Consider the following 19,118-nt stretch of genomic DNA (forward strand, 5'->3'; position numbering starts at 1 on the left):
CATGGCGGTTGTTTCAGTCAGGGCGTTCACGGTTAGACCTTCAGGTAACGCCGGAGAGTCAGGAGGGAAGAGATGCCGGCAAGACCAGCGCCAAGGGCAATCAACACCGGCGCGATCACCAGGACCTGCGTGGAGGAGATGAACGGGGTGTTGAGGAACTGCCTCGACAAGTCGCCGTTGAGCCAGAAGTGGGCCATAAGCCAGAGCGTGACGGAGGCCAGCAGCGCTCCCACAACGGCAGCTATGACACCTTCAAGGATGAACGGCAGTTGAATCACCGTCTTTGACGCACCCACCAGCCGCATGATTCCTGTCTCCCGGCGTCGACTGAAGGCCGACAGCCGGATGGTGGTGGTGATCAGGAGGACTGCACAGAAAATCATCACGGCTGCCACGCCAATGGCCGCAACCGATGCCCCGTTCATCCAGGAAAAAATGCGCTCGAGCACCTGCCGTTGGTCACTGACCGTTTCAACACCCGGTTGCGAGGAAAACGTCTCACTGATGATTTCGTATTTTTCGGGGTTCTTCATGTTGATCCGGAACGAGGCCGGCAACTGGTCCTCGGATACGGAATCCACTATCGGCGAGTTGGAGAACTGCTCCTTGAAGTGCGTGTACGCCTCGGCTTGGGACTCAAACTGGAAGTCGTTGATGTACGGCTTGATTGCCGGGGATTCGAGCATTGCCTGGAGGTTATCCTGCTGTTCCTTGGTGGCCGACCCCGAAGCGCAACCGACCGCCGTCGAACCATCATTACAGAGGAAGACAGCTACCTGGACTTTGTCGTACCAATAGCCCTTCATCTGGTTGATCTGCATCTGCAGCATTCCCGCCGCGCCCACGAACGTCAGGGAAACAAAAGTCACCAAGACCACGGAAATCACCATGGAGAGGTTCCGACGCAGGCCACCACCGATTTCCCCGAGGATAAACAAAAGCCTCACAGCTGTGCCCCCTGCGCACGGTTGAGCTCTTCCCCGCTGGCGTCCCGCAGCCGGCGCGATTCCCCAACCACGGGAATCATCGAGGTGTACAGCGCCTTGGCTTCGTCGCGAATGACCTTGCCGTTCTTGAGTTCCACCACGCGGCGGCGCATTTCATTGACGATGTCGTCGTCGTGGGTTGCCATCACTACCGTGGTGCCGTTCTGATTGATCTTGTCCAGGACTCCCATGATTCCCATCGACGTGATGGGGTCAAGGTTTCCGGTCGGTTCGTCCGCCAGCAAAATGCCGGGGCGGTTTACGACGGCGCGGGCGATCGCCACGCGCTGCTGCTCACCACCGGAAAGTTCATGAGGCATGCGACGTTCCTTGCCCTCAAGTCCAACCGTCTTCAGGACCTCAGGTACTGTCTCCCTGATAATCGAGCGGCTTTTGCCGATCACCTGCATCGCGAATGCTACGTTGGCGAATACGTTCTTCTGAGGGAGCAACCGGAAGTCCTGGAAGACAACGCCGATTCCGCGCCGGAGCTTCGGGACGCGCCAACTCGAAATGTTGGCAACATTCTGGCCAGCGACATAAACGGATCCGGACGAGGCTTTGTCCTCTTTCAGGATCAACCGCAGGAACGTGGACTTGCCTGATCCAGAAGCGCCCACCAGGAAGGTGAATTCGCCGCGGTTGATCTCAAGGCTCACAGAATCGAGCGCCGGTCGGGCATTCTGCTCGTAGACCTTGGTGACATTCTCAAATCTGATCATGGCCCTTTAGAACCCCGCCGGACATGACATAGTCGCCCAGTCCAACAGCCGGAGCGCGGGCTTTCGATGGGGGAAGTGAGAGCACCGGCCACTCGACTATACGCACGGTTCAGCCGCTATTCCGCGGCTTTCAAGGGCGTGTCGCGGAATCCAAAGCCCTGGGTGACCCGGGCCGCCTTACACGGTTCCTAGTTGGCCGCTGCATTTCGGTTGCCGGTACGCCAGCGAATGCCGGCGTCGATGAAATCATCTATATCTCCATCAAGCACCGCCGAGGTGTTGCCCACCTCGTGTTCCGTCCGCAGGTCCTTGACCATCTGGTAGGGATTGAGGACGTAGGAACGCATCTGGTCACCCCAGGACGCTTTAACGTCTCCGGCCAAAGCCTTCTTTTCCGCGTCTTGCTGTTCCTTCTTCACCAGAAGCAATCGGGACTGGAGCACACGCATGGCGGCCGCCCGGTTCTGAAGCTGCGATTTCTCGTTCTGCATCGAAACCACAATGCCCGTGGGGATGTGAGTCAGCCTCACTGCGGAGTCAGTAGTATTGACCGACTGGCCGCCCGGGCCCGAGGACCGGAAGACGTCCACGCGGATTTCGTTGTCCGGGATCTCGATGGAGTCTGTTTGCTCGATCAAGGGGATGACTTCTACCGCTGCGAAGGATGTCTGACGGCGCCCTTGATTATCAAAAGGACTGATGCGGACCAACCGGTGGGTTCCGGCTTCAACACTTAACGTGCCAAAGGCGTATGGTGCCTTGACTTCGAAGGTGGCGGATTTCAGACCGGCTTCTTCGGCATAGGACGTGTCCATCACAGTGGTCGGGTAGCCATGGCGTTCCGCCCAACGCAGGTACATCCTCATGAGCATCTCTGCGAAGTCGGCAGCATCAACGCCGCCGGCTCCTGCCCTGATGGTCACTACAGCTTCGCGTTCGTCATACTCGCCCGACAAAAGGGTTGTAATCTCGAGTTCCGCCAGCGCCTTGCGGATAGAGGAAAGTTCTTTGGCCGCTTCCGCCATCGAATCCTCATCGCCCTCGTCCTGGCCCAGTTCCACCAGGACTTCGAGGTCGTCAATCCGGGATGCGAGCTTGGACAGGCGCTCAACGTCGGACTGCCGGTGCGACAACCGGGAGGTGATCACCTGAGCAGAAGCGGGATCATCCCAAAGGTCCGGAGCCCCTGCCTGCTCGCTCAGCTCAGCGATCTCAGCCTTGAGGGCATCGATATCGGTGACGTTCTCGATTGAGCTGTACGTTGCTCGAAGTGCGCGGATTTCCGCGGGAAAATCAATTTCAGCCATGATCTTCCCAGCGTACGCTATCCGTTGACCTCGCTCATGGCGTCCTCGCCCTGCCCGTGGAAGATGCACTTACTGGGTCAGCCGGGAACGGGCCGTTGACCTCGCCTCAATGAGAATCCCTTCGGGGAGTAGAAAGCTGATCACCGGCGGATGCGCCATGGCGGTGAGGACTACCACCGCTGTACCCCCCGGCTCGCTACCCGTCCCCGCTGCCACAGCAAGCTGGTCATGGCGGGAAAAAGCGTTGCTGTCGTCGAGGTAGGAGACGGTCGCGGCCAGGACCCTCGCATCCACCAGCGAGGTAGAAGGAGTAGTACTTCCCCCAATATCCCCCACTGTGTAGGAATCCGCGGCCGCGAGAGCCGCTCCGTCAGCCAGGGACAAGAGCTTCTTGCGCTCCAGATAGATAGCTGAAGCTCCCATGACCACCGAGGCCAGGAGAAGCGACAACAGCACGAACCCCAGGATGAGAACCGTTACCTGGCCATCCTCCCGAGAGTGTCCACTCGATGACCCCACTGTCATTGGTAACGCCCTACAACCTGCGATGCCGAGGCACTGAGTCGACTCGCGTGCAATTGCAGCACGTCCCCGAACGGCATCAAGGGCAAAGACACCTCCAGGCGCACTGTCACGGTTACGGTCGCACCGGCCGCCAAACAACTCCCACGATCACAATCGATGGTGATACTGGCCTTCTCGAGTCCATGGCCGTGGTCCTTGAGGGCCAGAAGAACACTGCGCTCCGCTGCGATCCTTGCGCTGGCGGGATCCCCTTGCGTCACGAAGACTTTAGCTGCCTGGTCAGCAGCACCCACCACAGCAAACGATCCGCCCTGAATCTGGCCTACGGTCACCACGAAATAGACCACGGGGACCATGAGCAACAACGCCAGGAAGGTGAATTCCACCGTGGCGTTGCCCCCTTGGGCTTCCTGTTCCTGATGGGGAGCGTAAGTCGTTGCTGTCCCAAGCGGCTCCGTCCGTAAGCACAAGGCCGCCCGCAGCCTAAGCCGGAAAGCGACGAGTAGTGACCTTGGCGTGTCACCCCGGGAGGTCTGCATGACCCTTGACCTCCAAGGTTTGGGCGGGGCCGATCAGGCCAACCACCGGCAGAGGTGCCCTCACTGTCACTTCCAAGGTTCGGATCCCATCCATCGTGATTTCAGTCGACGTGACATCGCGGGCAAAATCACCGCTCAACGCGGCACCAATCAACTCGGCAGTCCGGGAACGGGCGTCCGCGGACGTTCGATCCGACAACGCCCCGTACCCCGCTCCGGAAGCGGCAGCATCAATAAGCGTGTTCCGAACGTGCAGCACCAGCATTAGTTGAACAATCGCCAGGAAAAACAGGGTCAGCAATGCGCCAACCAACACGAAGTCAACAACCGCTGATCCGCGCTCGTTCACATGTCCAACACTTGCCGGCTTGAAACAATCACCCACGGGGCCCTTGATGTCCATCCCGACGCCCTACTTGCCCACCTTGCTCATTGCTTGATTGAAGAGATCGCCCAACGCCGGTGTGGCGATGGCAAGTAGTCCAGCCACGAGGATCGCTGACATCAGGGTGATCATCACCCAACCAGGGACATCCCCGCGCTCGCGATTTTCCTTGTAGGGCAGTGCCCTCAAAGCAATGGCCACGAACACCCATGAGGGGCAAAGCAGAGGGAGAGAGACAGCGGACAGTTTGTTTGTAACTCGTTTCATGGTTTCCCCAATGTGTTTCCAGCAGGCACTGACGTAGCGTCGCTGGTTGAATGTACGGATAGGACAGATTGATGGCTGTGCGTTAGAGGCTCATTTCCAGAGCCGCGATGGCCGGGAAAGCAGCGAAGACTACGGTCAGAGGAAGCACGCCAAAGACAAGCGGCACCATCATGGCAATCTCTTTTCGGCCTGCAGACTCCATAAGTTCCCGTTGTGCGGCGTCGCGGACGTCTGCCGCTTGCGCCCGTAGGACGTCCGCCAAGGGCGTTCCGCGTTCGACAGCAACCACCAGACCGTCGATGAACCTAACGAGGGGCGGCAATTCCGCCCTTGATGAAAAGGCCTGAAGTGCTTCCGTCAGTGGTTTCCCCGACCGTGTATCCGCCAGGATTGTGGCAAATTCCCCGGAAAGTTCACCATTCGAGCTACGGCTCACCCTGTCCATTGCGCCCATCGCGCTCTCTCCCGCAGCAACAGCGAGCGCCATGAGCTCCGCGAGACTGGGGAAACTCGGACAACATCCTTGATTCCCTCCGTTTGATCCTCAGTCCCAACACAAAATCGCGAAGCAGGTAACCTCCTAGCGCGCTTCCCAGGACTGCGATACAAGAGCCGGCCGGACTGAATCGCCCGGAGGTCGCGCCCGCGATAACCACGAGGACAGCGAGCACGAAAGCGGCGCTGGCCCACAGAAGCTGCTCAGCCCGGAAATCCAAGGTGGATTTTGTCGATCCGGCACGGGCAAGCCTCTTGCCCAGGGCTGTTAAACCGGGATTGAAGCTGGACATAGCGATGATTGCATCGCGAATGACTGGACGGAGAATCCGTTCCAACGGGCCGAAGGGCGTGAGATTCTGTGTTGGCGCGCGGAGCAGGCGCGAATCGAGATTTTGCGACTTCAACTGCGCTTCAATGCGGTCAGAGAATCTCGGTGGCCGCATGAACGGGAGCCGCACCAGCATTAGCCAGCATCCGGCTCCGAGAATCAGGCCGCACAACATGGCGATAGCAACCGAGGTGTTCATTGAAAAACCCGCTCATCCTCTGGCAAGGCACCAACGCGAAGCATCACGGAGTAGCAAAAAACTGAGATCAGCAGCCCTCCCAGTAACACCACCGCGCCCATGCCGGAGTTGAAAGCCATCATGGCTTCTGGCCGGCTTGCCATGACCACCAAAACTATCCAGGGAGCAGCTACAGCAAGCCGGGCAGCATTGATGGTCCAGGACTGCCGGGCCTCAAGCTCACTGCGGGTCCGGGCGCTGTCACGCAGGAACACCGAGAGGGTACCCAGCATGCGCCCAAGGTCTGAACCGCCCACTTCGCGGGTCATTCGCAGGGCCTCTATGATGCGGTCGGCCACAGGGTCTGCCAGCCGACCTTTGAGCCTGTTCACCGCCGCCTCAAAATTCCCGGCAGCTCTATAGTCGGCTCCAAAGTCCAGGAACAATTCCCTTAGCTCTTCCGGTCCATTGTGTCCCAGCTGGATCAACGCCTCCGGCAGTGCAAGACCCGCACGAATCGCGGACCGCAAGTGGTCCACAACATCCGGCCACAGTTGCCGGAGCGCAGTCCTGCGCTTCCGGGCCCGCCAGCGTACAGCCGCAAACGGAATCCAGGAACCGAATATCGCAAAACACGAGGCAACCGGCGGCGACCCTGTCAGAACGTAAAACGCCAGCAGGGCAAACAAGCCGAAGCCGGCGCAGGTGGCAAGGAGTCCGCCGCCCGTTACTTTTTCGATCCCTGCTGACATCAGAAGGAGGTCCAAGCGACGGGGCCTGCTTCTTCTGGATTCAACCGGTGGCTCGACCCATGCGGACCACCAAACGAGGAACACTCCCAAACCACCCACGATCCCAAGCAACGGGGCCATCAGTTCAACTCCAAGAGGGCAGCCACGTCAAAGCCTGCCCTGGCAAACTTTTCCGCTGCCGGCATGGAGTTTGCCCTGGGCTGCAATTGACCTGCAACCAAGCCGAAGACACCAGTGGATTCGATGATCCCGTTTTCCACCCTGCGCCCCAGGGAGAGAATTTCGGTTACCTGCCTACGCCCGGTTGAATGTCGGCCGCAGTGCACCACGAGGTCGATGCAGGATGCCACTGTGGGTACTACGAAAGCGCTGGAGATATTCGCTCCTGCCAGGAGTGGTAGCGTGCAGATCTTAGTGACGGCATCATGTGCAGAATTGGCATGCACAGTGCACATCCCAGGCAACCCGGAATTCAGGGCGATCAGCATATCGAGGCTTTCGGCTTCGCGGACCTCTCCCACCACCAAGCGATCCGGACGCATCCGAAGCGCTTCCTTAACCAGCCGCCGCAACGGAATTTCCCCTCCCCCTTCGAGATTCGCCTGGCGGCATTGCAGCCCGACTACGTCGCGCAGCGGGAGCTGCAATTCAAAGATCTCCTCGACCGTGATGACACGTTCACGGGAACCGATGCTTGCGGCAAGGCAGTTCAGCATGGTTGTCTTTCCCGCCTGGGTGGCTCCCGACACCAGGATGTTGAGCCCGCTGGCTACTGCCGCGCCAAGGAACCTGGCAGCTTGGGGTGTCAGACTTCCAAGCTCAACGAGGTGTTCGAGTCGGTTTGCCCGCGCGATAAATTTCCGGATGTTGACAGCCCAGTGCTGACGGGTGATGTCCGGGATCGCTACGTGCAACCTGGATCCGTCGGGAAGTGCCGCATCCACGAAAGGGGATGAGAGATCCAAACGGCGCCCCGAGCTCTTGAGCATCCTTTCCACGAGATCCCGCACCTGCTGCTCGGTGAGTGTTACGGTCGTCAGCTCGGATTCCCCATTGCGGGCCACATAGATCTCGTGCGGCGCATTGATCCATACCTCTTCGATTCCGGCATCATCCAAGAGCGGCTGCAGCGGCCCAAACCCTGCTACGGCATCGAAGATGTGTTGTCGGGCGGCCTCGAGGTGTCCGAGTGACGGCAGGGGGCCCAGGAGTGCCCGCTCGTCGTAATCGTTGACGGCCTCATCCACGAGGAGCCGAACGTCCTTTGTTTGTTCCAGCGGATCCAGCCCGCGGCGTCGTATGAGTTCCCGGACTTCTCCTTCGACGATTTTTACAGCATCCACATCTCTCCCCATGATCACGAACCGTAAATGAGAGGCGCATCTCGAGTCATTCACGCTAGGCGAGCCAGTCGCTTCGCCCAAGTCACCGAGGAAACACGTGTGGATAAGTGCCATCATCTGTCACACAAGCAACCTGAATCCCACTAGTCACTCCAGTTTCGGAATGTTAGGGTAAAGCCCGTTAGGAGCTGGCCTTTGGTCTCATGCGCAGGCGCCCGCCCTGGAGCTTGTCCGCAAGCCACACCATGCGCCGCTAAGCCGCGGTACAGGGCCGGATGTGAAAATGAAAACTAATTCGATGGACCCGGTCCACCGCATCCCTCTTGCACGTGCCGGCCTGGCGCTAACTGTCGCATTGCTGGCGGCTTGCAGCCTTGGAGTTCCCGCATGGGCGCAGCCTTCCGGACCTCAACCGGCCCCGCATTCCAACACTCAGGAAAGCCCGCCGCCGCAAGGCCCCCGGCCGGCCGGTGACGGCTCCGGGTCCGCGCCGGACAGCGAGTTGCCAACGGATGCGCAGGTGCCCGAGCAGCAAGAGCGGCCGGCCGCCGTCGAACCCTCACCCGTGGTGACAAGCCCAACCGCCTCCGGTCAGCCCGAAGCACCTGTCGCAACACCCAAATCCATGCCCGGCAACGCCCCGGACGCCGAAGCCATGAAAACGGCCATGCGAGCCGCCATTCCAGCCGGTGGTGCAGAAATGGGGCAGCGCTCGCCGAGAGTAATGGCCAAGCAGCAGAAGGCGGCTTCGCAGCCTTCTGGAGCGAAAGCAATCGGCGGAGCCGTGGACTCAGCGTTCCCCATGGCGGCTGACCCGGGACACTGGCGCCCCTCCATCGGCATTGCCGGACAGGACGTCAGTGCCCACCAGGGCAACGTCAACTGGCAGAACCAATGGAATCAAGGTTCCCGATGGGCATACGTCAAGGCTTCTGAGGGCAACTACTACCTCAATGAGAACTACACACAGCAGTACAACGGCTCCCGCAGCGTAGGCATGGTCCGGGGCGCCTACCACTTCGCCATACCCAACTGGTCATCAGGTGCTGACCAGGCCCGGTATTTCGTGGCAAACGGTGGCGGCTGGACAGCCGACGGTTACACGTTGCCTCCCGTCCTGGACATTGAGTACAACCCCTATGCCGGACGGACCATCAACGGGTTTTACTTCGGCAACACGTGCTATGACATGTCCAAGGCGCAGCTCGGACAGTGGGCGGCCGACTTTGGTAACACAGTCAAGGCCCTGACCGGCCGTTTCCCGGTGATCTACAGCACCACTGACTGGTGGAACACCTGCGTGGGAAACTCCACATTCGGAAGCTACCCCCTGTGGATCGCGTCCTACTGGAACAACCCAACCAACTCCCCGGGCAACCTGCCGGTCAGTTGGGGCAACTACACCATGTGGCAGTACAGCAGCACCGGCCCCTTTGAGGGTGATTCAAACATTTTCAACGGCACCTATGACCAGCTTCGGACATTTGCGCGCGGAGTCCCCCGCCCATCCAGCCCCTCCATCCGGTCCGGGGCTGACGTGCTCGCTGCCATGCCCTCCGGACGCCTGGACAATTTCCCCGCAGACGGCCAAGGCCGCATCACGGGCCCGGTAACGATTGGGTCCGGTTGGGGTACTGCGCAGTCCGTCCACGTCGTTGACTGGAACCAGGACGGAGTCCAGGACATCCTCGCCCAGTGGCGGGACGGCTCGCTCCAAGTGTTCCGCGGCGCCTCCGGCGGCGGATTCCTTTCGCCTTTGCTGGTGGGAACAGGGTGGCAGGAGATGTCACTCACGGCTGGGTGGTGGAACTCGAGGGACGGTTATCCGGGTGTCATCGGCCAGGATGGCAAAGGAAACCTTTACCGCTATACGAATGCGGCAGGAGGCGCCCTCAACGGAGGCGTGCTTATCGGAACCGGCTTCGGAGGGCACCAATTCAATCAACTGGACTTCGACGGTGACGGCAACCAGGACATCGTCTCCCGGACGGCCGACGGCATCATGCGTCTATACCGCTCCAACGGTGTGGGATCGTTCCTCTCCGAGTCGAGCCGGGTGATTGGCAACGGCTGGTCCGGCATGACATCGGTGAGCTCCGCGGCGGGTTTCAACGGATCCGGTTCGCAGGGGCTCCACGCCCGGACTGCCAATGGTGACCTGTACTACTATCCGGCAGTCTCCGGGTCCTGGGGCAACCGCTTCCTCATCGGAGTGGGATGGAACGACGCGAACGTGATCAGCGGCGCACCGGTCAACGTTGAGAGGACTCTCGGCGTCGACGCGCAGGACGTCGTGGCCGCACGTCAAGACGGCAACCTGTACCGTTACGCCGGGTCCGGGTCTACTTCCTTGATGCCAGCCGAGCTTATCGGCACGCAGTGGACCGGCCTCAAGGCGGGTTTCCTCGCAGACTGGAACAACGACGACGCTTTGGACATCGTTGCGCAGTGGACCGATGGGCGGCTTAGTGTCTACCCAGGATTCGCGGGCCGGGGCTACGGGGCGCCGATCAGCCTCGGGACCGGTTGGAAGGACTGGACTCTTACAGTTGGTTCGTGGCGGAAGTCTGATGCACGACCGAGCATCGTTGGCTACGATCCCGCTGGTCGCTTGTTCCATATCAGCAATCCATCCGGAACCTCATTAGGCGCCCGGGTTCAGATTGGTACAGGTTGGGCCGGATTGGACATCGCCCAGATGGACTTCGACAAGGACTCCAACATGGACCTCCTGGCCAAGAATTCCGCCGGTGACCTGTTGCTATACCGGTCAAACGGCAGTGGAGCCCTGGTCCAGGAAGCGCCCGGCATAGTGGGAACCGGTTGGAACGTGGTCAACAGCTACGGAGCCATCCGTGGTTTCGCAGGAGTCGGTTCCACCGGAATCCTGGCGCGGACCACCGGCGGCGATCTGCGCTACTACCCGGTAGGACAGAATCGCAGCTGGGGCTCACCCACCAAAGTTGGCACTGGTTGGGGCGGGCTGAGAATCCTCGCACCCGCCTGAAGGTAGACCCCGGCACGCTCCGAGTCCGAAATTCTCCAAGGGCCTGCACACTCCGAAAAGGAGTGCGCAGGCCCTTTCGCATTTGGAAAAACTACGTAAAGGAAACAAATAATGTTTAGGCCAACGGACAGGTCTAAATCCCGGGATTGCGTGATCTAATGAAGGTGGTCTCACGTATTGGCTGTTCAGCGCATTCGGGAAACGGGCTTTGTTTGGGGGCAAGCGAAGGTCACCAATGCGCACAATCAAGGAGTGATCTTTCATGGCGTTTACCGTTTCAACGGCCAAGGTCAGCATTTCGCCGCCGCTTTCCGTCAATCCCTACATGGCGGGGTACGGGACCCTCGACGGCGGCCGGGAGGCCACCAGCAGTGCACCCTACGAATCACTGTGGGTTCGGGCGATCATCCTTTGGGAAAACGGCTCCCCCAACCTGATCATGAGCGTGGATATTCTTGCCCTGCCCAGATCCATCCATCAGCGGGCCCGGCAACGGATCCTGGAGTTGGCAAGCTGGTCCAACGGCGACATCCTGATCCAGTCCACCCACACCCATAACGGGCCGGCCATAGTTGACACCCTCCACCCGTTCATGTGCTATGGACTGTCAGATTTGTCAATGGTGGAGACCTACAGCCAGCACTTGGAGAACGACCTCGTGGACGCTGCCAGTGAGGCGCTCAACGCCTCGCAAACCGCCGTCACCCTGGATTACAAGGTCACTACGGCCAGCATTGCGTACAACAGGGTGGGCCTTCCCTACCTTGAGAACACAGTCCCCGTCATCGTGGCACGCAAGCCAAACGGCAACGCCGCGGCGGTGATCTTCAATTACGCATGCCATCCGGTCGCGGCAGGTATGCGCACACTCTTCGACGGCGATTTTCCCGCCGGGGCGTGCAACTACATCGAAAACACCAACCCCGAGTGTTTTGCCTTGTTCCTGCAGGGAGCGGCCGGAGATCAGAATCCCATGGGAGTACCCAGTTGGGAGTTAAGGGACGAGTACGCCACCAGGCTCGGGGCTGCTGTTGATGTGGCCATGCAGACCCCGGGAAGGATCATTGGCAGCCCCCTCCAGACCAGCTACCGGGAAGTGGATATACCCTTGGATATCACGCCCACGGCAGGCAACATGGCCGCGGTCCGGGCCGCATATGCATCCCGGCTACCCAACCTCGATGGCAATCCCGCTTGGTATGGACGCCACGCCCAGGTCATGATGGGTCGAATTGATAGCGGCAGTTATGAAACGTCAGTCGTTTGTCCCTTCCAGGTGTGGAAGTTTGGAGGCAGCCCTCAACTGAGGATCGGGATCGTCGGTGGCGAGCTGGTGAGCGGCTATGCCGCATATTTCAGGGCAAGGTTCGGCGGTGCAAACGGCGTGATCGTTGGGGGCTACGGAAACGAATCGTGCTACTACGTGCCTAGCGCACAGTTCCTACCGCCCTACTCATCCGGCGGCAGCTATGAGGGCGGCTGGGACCCGGACCATCCCGGGATCGCTGGCGGCTCCATGACCGTTTACGGACACATCGGCCACTTCCGTGGCGGAACAACGGGCGTAGAAGCAACTGTCATCAACACGCTGAACTCGATGTTCGCCTAAGCACCGTATCGTCGAAGGCCTTGGTCCCCGGAGCAAGGCCTTCGGCGAACACGGATCGCCTTTTCGTAGCGGTATCGATACCCGATTCGCAGCCAAATTCATTGACCGGCCTTCGGGTTATGGCAACCATGGAGGTGGAGGTCACCATGCGAACCCTGTACCCGGCCGCTGCGGCGCTGCTACTGCTTGTGGCTGGTTGCTCAGGCGCAACGACACCAACGACGACGCCTTCGGCTGGGGCATCGTCCGGTTCTTCTGCATCGGCACCTCCCACCACAACACCCTCATCATCAGCAGCCTCGAGTCCCGAACCGACGGAACCAGGCGAAGGCAGCGGACAGGGTGTCGGCGCGCCTGATGATTCAGGCCGGTTCTCGTACTTATGTTCAAGCCTGAACGAGGCCGTTCCAGACGTTGCGTACACAAGCCTCGCCGAGGTTTGGGCTTCCTCGGAATATGTCCGGCTGGCTTCCTGCTCGGCAAACTACGAGGGGCCTGTCCCGTTCGAACCCACCGAAGATGAAGCGAGGATCATCTCCATAGCTGAGCCCGGCGTGCCGCCATCCGAAGGACTCGAAGCCTACCTAACTGCATTGTCGCTTTGTAGCCGCGTTAGCGACGAAGCAGCTTCCGAGCTCTTCGGACGCAGCAGCCGGCAGATGCTGCAGGCAGCCAGCGAACTATGTCCCAGGGCGCCGCAAGGAAGAATCATTGGATTTTGGGCGTCCGGCGAAAGAGCCGCGGACGGCGAGTATGCGGTGACGAACGACGGCCTGGTTCCCGGAAAGTTCCATCTCCGAAAGACCCCGCCGGAGGGCTGCACGTGGTCGGTGACGGCCTCTGACGGCAGCACGAAGGCCAGCGGCGGCGCAGCTGAAGGCCAATCGGGAATACTCCTGAAAGAAAAAGACGTACTAACTAGTGACAAATGCGGAATTTGGGAGAAGATAGAGTAATGCAGCCGGCAACGGCTGGGGCGAAAATCCAACTGCATGCGGAGCTGGGGAGCATCCGAATGAAGTGGGGATCCCTCGGTGGACATGCCAAGACGCGCTATCGTCCAGCTTGGCCTAGCCGGTCTCGTTCTTACAGGCTGCTCGGTCAAGGTCGTTGAAAATGTTGAGCCATTCAGGCTGGGCGTGACGAATGCCGGCGATGCCGACAAACCACGCGTCGAAAGACCCGAACCAGTAAAGCGCTATCAATTTGAGTGCCGCGGAATAAATGGAAATCCGCTCATCATCTTGTCGAGCCTTGAAGAGGTCTGGGCCAACACTCAATACAAGAAATTCGCAGATGTCGTGGTGACATATGTGGGCCCTCAACCCCAGGTTTTGGTGGCGGAAGAAAATGCCGCGGTAAATGTCGCTCTGGAAGCGGGCGCCGTTGGCACCCGCAATGATATTTGCCTTTTGATTATCAAAGCCTGCACCAGAAACAATCCGCCAACCATAAGTACGGCACTCTATGGGCTTGGCGGCGTTCCCATCGTCAAGGGAGCGCTCACCCTGGCACCCATGGCACCACAGGCCGCAGTCCTGACCAAGTGGCTGAAGGAAGTGGCGTGATGGAACGGCAGATAAGGCGCGACGGCGGTTGGCGGCTTCGCGGCCACAAGCTCACCACAGCATTGGCTGCGGTTCTTCTGACGGTGGCAGGTATGACAGCGGTGGTCTCCAGTACCCCAGCGCACGCCGACCAACAGAAACAAATTATAGGAATCGGGCTCACCAAGCCGGCTGGAACGGTTCTGGACCCCATCGGCAGGATGTGGGTTTCAGACAGCGTGGCCGGATTCTGCCGGATGTCCGAACCAGTTAATGGCAACGCGGGCACCATTGAGGAAGACACATGCTTGGGCGGAAGCCTGTCCGGAGCCGGACCGGGCCCCAAAGTACCCGGGGTTTCAATCGTGCTCGACCCGACGCCAGGCTCCATCGGTAACGGCGACGAAACCGTCTTCATCCCGGACTCAGCCGTTGGGAGTTCGCATCTTGTACGGGCTGTATGGAATCCGCCGCTGGACCTCTTTGAATACAGCAGTACACTGACGGTCCTCGACGGCGACGTCCGCCCGAACGCAGTATCGGACGGCCCGGACGGCAACATCTATCTGTCGTTCGCCAACGCCCGATCAATCATCAAGATCGTTGATCCGACCATCATGCACCCAAGCATCGAATCCATTGCGTCGGTCAGCACCCGGGCACTGGGCCTTGTGGCGGCAGGTTATGACAGCAATGGATATGTCAGTGTGTATGTTCTGGAAACCACTGGCCTACGGGCGTTCTCTGCCCCGGGCAATGGAGAGATGACAGATTACGTACCCCTGGCTTCCTACAACGTCGGCGTCGCGGCGTCGATCTTCTACGACTACGACGCCCACGTCATCTACACGGGGACGAGCAGCGGCACGACCGCAGGCACAGACAAGGTGTCACGCCTCAACCTCGCCACCGGTGCAGTAGACAACCAATGGGCCCTGGGCTTCAGCAAGATCAGCGGCCTGGGTATGCGCGCTGGCCAACTGCTGGTCCTGGACGATCCCGGACAGTTGAGCTCCCCAACGGGAACCGGCAGGGGGAGCATCAGCATCCTTGGTGGCGCTGTGGCCAAAATTACTTCCGGCCCCACACTGGCGAGTGGTGCACAAGCTCCCAACCCCGAATTCACCAACGACACCACTCCAACGTTCGGTGTGGCAGCGGAACCAGCAGGCAGCGCTTTGGAGTGCTCCATGGGCGGCGCTTGGGTGGCCTGCACTGGCGGAACGTACACGTCAACTGCACTGAACAACGGACCGCAGACGTTCTCCGTCAGGCCGGCCCCCGGCGGGGTTCCGGTTTCAAGGACCTTCACAGTGGACACGGTCGCCCCGGCTGCGCCGGTCTTCACTGCCCCGAACAGTGGTCAAGTGGTCAACGGCAAACCGGTCCTCGGTGCCACTTTCGAGCCAGGAACAACACTCTCCTGTTCTGTTGACTCCACTGCCGATACCGCTTTCCAGGCCTGTGTACCTGGCGACACCTTCACGCTCACAACTGCGGGCACCCATACCTTGAGGATCCGCAGCACAGACTCAGCCGGGAATGTCAGCCTTGCTGCTGCACAGACCGTGACGGCTGATCTGACGGCCCCCCAGGTAGCCATCACGGCTCCGGCCAGCGGGGCCACAGTGGGAGCCGGGTACCAGTTCCAGTTCGCCTCCACCTCTCCGGATGTGGCGGGATTCCGCTGCCGCCTGGGAACCGATGCCTTCACCGCATGCACCTCACCCAAGGTCTATGCAGACATCGCCAACGGACCCAACAGGTTCGAGGTAGAGGCCCGGGATGTTGCCGGCAACACCACCGTCGCAGGCGTCAACTTCACAGTCTTCGTGGCTGACACGACACCACCTACAGTGACAGTCAATCCCTTGGGCGGAACGTACGGACCTGCAACCAAGGTCACGCTGACCGCGAATGAAGCCGACGCCAAAATCTACTACACGGAAAATGGCACGACTCCGACCACGGCCAGTACCCTCTACACCGGTCCCATCACGATGGGAAGCAAGACCATCACGTACATGGCGGTCGACGCATCCAACAACGCCTCCGCACCCCAAGCCCAGGTATACGTGTTGGACAATGTAGCGCCTACCGTGACCGCCAGCCCACAAGGTGGCAACCTCACCCTTGGGCAAAAGGTCACACTGACCACAGAGACCGGCGCGAAGATCTACTACACCACGAACAACTCCACTCCAACGGTTTCGAGCCCTAGCGGGACCACAACAGTAACGGTGACCCCAACAGCAACCACTACGGTCAAGTACTTCGCCGTTGATGCTGCAGGAAACCAATCCGCAGTAGCCTCGCAGACGTACACGTTGCCTGCGGCGCCAACCAACACCTGGAAGGACTACAACTCCGACGCCAAGAATGACGTCTTGGCCAGGGACGCCGCCGGTACTTTGTGGCTCTACCCGGGCAACGGCACAGGCGGATGGCTGGGCAAGGTCAACACGGGTACTTCGTGGAACAACTACAACCTGATTATCCCAACGCGGGACTTCAGCGGGGACGGACGAAGTGATGTCCTGGCCAGGGACGCGTCCGGGCAGATGTGGCTCTTCAAAGGAAACGGCGTGGGCGGCTGGCAACCCCCTGAGGCAGCGGGCGCAGGCTGGAGCGGTATGACGTCCGTGATCGCCCCCGGGGATTTCAGCGGGGACGGCAAATCCGATGTCCTGGCGAGGGACTCCTCTGGAGTCCTGTGGCTCTACAAGGGCGACGGCCTGGGTAAGTTCAGCGCTGGCCGCACTCAAGTAGGAGCAGGGTGGAACGTCATGAATGCCATCTTCAGCACGGGCGATTTCAACGGCGACGCGAAGACTGATGTGCTGGCCCGGGATACTGCAGGCGCCCTGTGGCTCTACCCTGGCAATGGCAGCAGTGGCTGGGGCAGCCGCTCCCAAATCGGAAGCGGATGGAACGGCATGACAGCGCTGCTCGGCCCGGGAGACTTCAACGGGAATGGCAAAGCTGATGTACTTGCCAGGGACGCCAACGGCAACTTGTGGCTCTACCCAGGCAACGGTTCCGGGGGCTGGCTGGCTTGGGGCCAGGTAGGCAACGGATGGCAAGGATTCACGTCGCTCCCCTGATAGGGACCGGACATAGCTTGCCGTTTTGAGGGGTGCATCGGAGAATATCCGGTGCACCCCTTTCGTCTGCTGCCAGCGGTGAAGCCGGTTCCCTTCCACAGAAGGTATCCAACAATGAACTAGACTGAGGGTTTGCAAGGAACTCGTGACAACAGCGTTGCGGGCTGCGGCTGGCGTTCAAGAATTCGTCGGCACGAACTACCGAGGAGAGTCTTGACTTTCGACCAGGCAGGCCAACCGGATCTCTCCGTTGTGATCCCGGTCTATAACGGAGAACGGATTTTGGCGGCAACAATGGCCCGTCTTTCCGGCTACTTGACCAGTGGCACCTCCGAGATCATCATCGTGGAGAACGGTTCTTCCGACAACACACTCGAGGTCGCCCTCAAGCATGCGGTGGACACTCCCAACGTGACGTTCCAGGTTCTCCAGAGCCAAAAGGGCATGGGCAATGCATATCGCCGGGGCATCGAAGCCAGCTCCGGCCGTAGAGTGCTTCTCACCGCCGACGATCTGCCGTTCGGCACAGATGATCTCGACGAAGACAAGAAGCTGGAAACCAAACCACACATCGTCATCGGTTCGAAAGCCCATAAGGACTCGATCACCGAGCGCAGTGTCATTCGCGGCATTACCACTTTTGGTTTCAAGACGCTGCGACAGGTAATACTCGGGTCAAAGATTGGTGACTCCCAAGGAACGTTGATCGTCGACGGCGACTGGCTTCGAAGCATGGTTGACCGCTTCGATGACCCCGGGTTTCTTTTCAGCACCCAGGTTGTGTACGCCGCTGAGAAGCAAGGTTTCAGGATTGTTGAAGTGCCCGTCACGCTGGCTCCCGACGACGAACCAGGCGAAACCACCATCCGGACTGCCGACGTCGTAAAGATGTTCAAAGGGCTGGTAGCCATGCGCCGCCGTCGGAGTGAGTTTGCCGTGGCGCCAAGCGCGGGAACGCATGCCTCATGACGGGTTCAATCGCGGAGACACCTTCAAATGACAACGATCTGAATCCGGAACAGCCCGCTGCAAAGAGCACCAAGGCAAAGCTGGTCGACTTCGCCCGGCGAGCCTTGGTAGTGATCGTGTTCGCCGCCGCGGTGTATTTCATTGCAGTCCAATGGCCGCAAGTCCAAGCCACTGTCTTCGCCCTGCAATGGTGGCAGGTCCTGCTGTCCCTGTTGGCGCTCATCCCTGGTGTTCTCCTCGGGATGTACATGTGGCGGGTTGTCATGGCGAGTCTGCTCAGGTCAGTAGACATTGAACCCCAAGGTTTGGTGCTCAACCAGATCTACCTGGTCGGCCAGATCGGCAAGTACCTGCCCGGCTCTGTGTGGGCATTCGTGCTTCAGATGGAGCTGGGCCGTAAAAACGGCATTGCGCGCGCACAGGTTTTCGTAGCATCCCTGGTGAGCACCGGAATCACCATTGGCGCAGCATTGGTGGTTGGAGCTTCAGCTCTTCCAATCCTGGTGCAGCGGCAGCCCAATCTGCAGTGGCTTTACGTCATACTCCCGGTGGTGATCCTGGCGATGAACCCGAACGTCGTGACGTTCCTGGTCAACATCGTTCTGCGAGTGTTCCGCCGGCCACCGCTCCCCGAACGAATTCAGGCCAACACCATGGTGAAGGCCTTCATTCTTGGGGTTCTCATGTACCTGTGCTTCGGCCTGCACCTGTGGATCCTGGTTGGTCATGAGGCCACCCTCGACCTCGCAACGTTCCTGGTACTGACTGGTGCATTGGCTCTTGGAATGACGCTCGGAGTGCTGGCATTCCTGCTTCCCGCCGGCGTAGGTGCCCGCGAAGCCATCTTGATCCTTGCCCTGGCCGGAATGATGAGCGCCGGTGCCGCGACGGCAATCGCCGCCCTTTCGCGAATTATGTTCACGATCGCCGATCTGCTGTGCGTCGGTATCGCCTTCGTTCACTTCCGGTGGCGGCAACAATCCGCTTCCAAGACCTCCGTAGACTCCGCCTCCGAGGCCAAGTAGCAGGTGGTAACGGAGGCCCTCCGGCTT

16 protein-coding genes and 1 pseudogene are annotated in these 19,118 nt (G+C 59.9%); 7 read left to right on the top strand and 10 right to left on the bottom strand.

What is annotated here, in order from left to right; genetic code table 11:
- Window positions 1–32 precede the first annotated feature (32 nt).
- From ftsX to AC6CH8_RS06365, 10 genes and pseudogenes are all read right to left on the bottom strand, one after another.
- Entirely contained in the window at window positions 33–947 is a 915-nt protein-coding gene (gene ftsX, locus AC6CH8_RS06320) for a permease-like cell division protein FtsX (RefSeq protein WP_017198500.1), read from the bottom strand.
- Window positions 944–1,708 (bottom strand): cell division ATP-binding protein FtsE, encoded by a 765-nt coding sequence (ftsE, locus tag AC6CH8_RS06325; RefSeq protein ID WP_017198501.1) that lies wholly within the window; start codon window positions 1,706–1,708, stop codon window positions 944–946. Before ftsE ends, ftsX begins: the two co-directional genes overlap by 4 nt.
- 188 nt (window positions 1,709–1,896) lie before the next feature.
- Window positions 1,897–3,015 carry a peptide chain release factor 2 gene (gene prfB, locus AC6CH8_RS06330; RefSeq protein ID WP_498189422.1) on the bottom strand — a complete coding sequence of 373 codons (1,119 nt, stop codon included), beginning with the start codon at window positions 3,013–3,015 and terminating at the stop codon, window positions 1,897–1,899.
- A 69-nt stretch (window positions 3,016–3,084) separates the two neighbouring features.
- Window positions 3,085–3,540 (bottom strand): pilus assembly protein TadG-related protein, encoded by a 456-nt coding sequence (locus AC6CH8_RS06335; protein ID WP_498189424.1) that lies wholly within the window; start codon window positions 3,538–3,540, stop codon window positions 3,085–3,087.
- Window positions 3,537–3,926 carry a hypothetical protein gene (locus tag AC6CH8_RS06340; protein WP_498189426.1) on the bottom strand — a complete coding sequence of 130 codons (390 nt, stop codon included), beginning with the start codon at window positions 3,924–3,926 and terminating at the stop codon, window positions 3,537–3,539. The genes AC6CH8_RS06335 and AC6CH8_RS06340 overlap by 4 nt, the downstream gene beginning before the upstream one ends.
- Window positions 3,927–4,059: 133 nt before the next feature.
- The gene (locus AC6CH8_RS06345; protein ID WP_498189428.1) at window positions 4,060–4,482 is read right to left on the bottom strand and encodes a TadE family protein; all 423 of its coding nucleotides are present in this window, start codon (window positions 4,480–4,482) and stop codon (window positions 4,060–4,062) included.
- 9 nt (window positions 4,483–4,491) lie between these two features.
- Window positions 4,492–4,731: a hypothetical protein gene (locus AC6CH8_RS06350; RefSeq protein WP_498189429.1), complete on the bottom strand. Its 240-nt coding sequence runs from the start codon at window positions 4,729–4,731 to the stop codon at window positions 4,492–4,494.
- Window positions 4,732–4,813: 82 nt separating this feature from the next.
- Window positions 4,814–5,756 (bottom strand): annotated as a pseudogene (locus AC6CH8_RS06355) (type II secretion system F family protein).
- Window positions 5,753–6,607 carry a type II secretion system F family protein gene (locus AC6CH8_RS06360; protein ID WP_420178446.1) on the bottom strand — a complete coding sequence of 285 codons (855 nt, stop codon included), beginning with the start codon at window positions 6,605–6,607 and terminating at the stop codon, window positions 5,753–5,755. The pseudogene AC6CH8_RS06355 and the gene AC6CH8_RS06360 overlap by 4 nt, the downstream one beginning before the upstream one ends.
- Window positions 6,607–7,830, bottom strand: a complete 1,224-nt coding sequence (locus AC6CH8_RS06365; protein WP_498189431.1) for a TadA family conjugal transfer-associated ATPase — start codon at window positions 7,828–7,830, stop codon at window positions 6,607–6,609. Before AC6CH8_RS06365 ends, AC6CH8_RS06360 begins: the two co-directional genes overlap by 1 nt.
- A 283-nt stretch (window positions 7,831–8,113) precedes the next feature.
- Between AC6CH8_RS06365 and AC6CH8_RS06370 the strand changes: the two genes are divergently transcribed.
- From AC6CH8_RS06370 to AC6CH8_RS06400, 7 genes are all read left to right on the top strand, one after another.
- Window positions 8,114–10,837, top strand: a complete 2,724-nt coding sequence (locus AC6CH8_RS06370; protein ID WP_498189433.1) for a GH25 family lysozyme — start codon at window positions 8,114–8,116, stop codon at window positions 10,835–10,837.
- A gap of 262 nt (window positions 10,838–11,099) precedes the next feature.
- Window positions 11,100–12,446 (top strand): hypothetical protein, encoded by a 1,347-nt coding sequence (locus tag AC6CH8_RS06375; RefSeq protein ID WP_420178449.1) that lies wholly within the window; start codon window positions 11,100–11,102, stop codon window positions 12,444–12,446.
- A gap of 119 nt (window positions 12,447–12,565) precedes the next feature.
- Entirely contained in the window at window positions 12,566–13,402 is an 837-nt protein-coding gene (locus AC6CH8_RS06380; RefSeq protein ID WP_420178450.1) for a hypothetical protein, read from the top strand.
- Window positions 13,403–13,486: 84 nt separating this feature from the next.
- On the top strand, window positions 13,487–14,014 hold the full coding sequence (locus tag AC6CH8_RS06385) for a hypothetical protein (protein WP_498189565.1): 528 nt from the start codon (window positions 13,487–13,489) through the stop codon (window positions 14,012–14,014).
- On the top strand, window positions 14,014–17,097 hold the full coding sequence (locus AC6CH8_RS06390; RefSeq protein ID WP_498189435.1) for a chitobiase/beta-hexosaminidase C-terminal domain-containing protein: 3,084 nt from the start codon (window positions 14,014–14,016) through the stop codon (window positions 17,095–17,097). Before AC6CH8_RS06385 ends, AC6CH8_RS06390 begins: the two co-directional genes overlap by 1 nt.
- Window positions 17,098–17,310: 213 nt before the next feature.
- Window positions 17,311–18,066: a glycosyltransferase gene (locus AC6CH8_RS06395; RefSeq protein ID WP_243836811.1), complete on the top strand. Its 756-nt coding sequence runs from the start codon at window positions 17,311–17,313 to the stop codon at window positions 18,064–18,066.
- On the top strand, window positions 18,063–19,091 hold the full coding sequence (locus AC6CH8_RS06400; protein WP_091468530.1) for a lysylphosphatidylglycerol synthase domain-containing protein: 1,029 nt from the start codon (window positions 18,063–18,065) through the stop codon (window positions 19,089–19,091). Before AC6CH8_RS06395 ends, AC6CH8_RS06400 begins: the two co-directional genes overlap by 4 nt.
- Window positions 19,092–19,118: the final 27 nt, after the last annotated feature.

The sequence above is a fragment of the Paenarthrobacter sp. GQ52 genome, from assembly GCF_059759005.1.

Coding starts and splice junctions, on each gene's coding strand:
- AC6CH8_RS06375 (WP_420178449.1), top strand. CDS start 11,100: ATGGCGTTTACCGTTTCAACGGCCAAGGTCAGCATTTCGCCGCCGCTT.
- AC6CH8_RS06335 (WP_498189424.1), bottom strand. CDS start 3,540: ATGACAGTGGGGTCATCGAGTGGACACTCTCGGGAGGATGGCCAGGTA.
- AC6CH8_RS06370 (WP_498189433.1), top strand. CDS start 8,114: ATGAAAACTAATTCGATGGACCCGGTCCACCGCATCCCTCTTGCACGT.
- AC6CH8_RS06385 (WP_498189565.1), top strand. CDS start 13,487: ATGCCAAGACGCGCTATCGTCCAGCTTGGCCTAGCCGGTCTCGTTCTT.
- AC6CH8_RS06350 (WP_498189429.1), bottom strand. CDS start 4,731: ATGAAACGAGTTACAAACAAACTGTCCGCTGTCTCTCTCCCTCTGCTT.
- AC6CH8_RS06390 (WP_498189435.1), top strand. CDS start 14,014: ATGGAACGGCAGATAAGGCGCGACGGCGGTTGGCGGCTTCGCGGCCAC.
- AC6CH8_RS06380 (WP_420178450.1), top strand. CDS start 12,566: ATGGCAACCATGGAGGTGGAGGTCACCATGCGAACCCTGTACCCGGCC.
- AC6CH8_RS06360 (WP_420178446.1), bottom strand. CDS start 6,607: ATGGCCCCGTTGCTTGGGATCGTGGGTGGTTTGGGAGTGTTCCTCGTT.
- ftsE (WP_017198501.1), bottom strand. CDS start 1,708: ATGATCAGATTTGAGAATGTCACCAAGGTCTACGAGCAGAATGCCCGA.
- AC6CH8_RS06400 (WP_091468530.1), top strand. CDS start 18,063: ATGACGGGTTCAATCGCGGAGACACCTTCAAATGACAACGATCTGAAT.
- AC6CH8_RS06345 (WP_498189428.1), bottom strand. CDS start 4,482: ATGGACATCAAGGGCCCCGTGGGTGATTGTTTCAAGCCGGCAAGTGTT.
- prfB (WP_498189422.1), bottom strand. CDS start 3,015: ATGGCTGAAATTGATTTTCCCGCGGAAATCCGCGCACTTCGAGCAACG.